This window comes from Psychrobacter sp. Ps6, from assembly GCF_022129235.1.
Classification (GTDB): domain Bacteria; phylum Pseudomonadota; class Gammaproteobacteria; order Pseudomonadales; family Moraxellaceae; genus Psychrobacter.
Window position 1 is genome coordinate 1 of sequence record NZ_JADQAI010000028.1, and the last position, 447, is coordinate 447.

1 pseudogene is annotated in these 447 nt (G+C 39.1%); it reads right to left on the reverse strand.

Annotation, left to right across the window (positions count from 1 at the left end):
- Window positions 1-447, reverse strand: a pseudogene (locus I3255_RS13185) (site-specific DNA-methyltransferase); the annotation flags it as partial.

Here is a 447-nt window from a genome sequence, read left to right on the forward strand (position 1 = left end):
CATCAATTTTGTCTAAAGAAACGATATAACTAGACTGCGTTACAAATTTCTTTTTTGTCCAAAGTTTTTTCTGGAAACTCTCAATTTGAGTCAGAAAAATAATTAACTCTTGAGCAACCTTGCGTAAGCACTGGATCATTCGAAGCTGCTTTTCAATATTCGAAAACACTTCCGCATTTTGAACATTGTCCAAGTTCATCACTTCATTCTTGATGTAGAAATCAAGCTCATTGTTCAAGAAGCCACCAAGGTCTTTATGAATAAAGTAATCTGCGGTATTGCGCTGAGTGTAAGTCGTTAGATGACGTTCAAGTTCAGTGCGGCTTGGGTTCTTTTCTGTTGGCGCACGCTTAGTCAATTCAACCCAGTGTCGTTGAACTTCACTATCAGCCAAAATAGTGGTGATGGCAGCTTGCACCAAGGCATCTTGCTTAGTGCTCTTTTTCA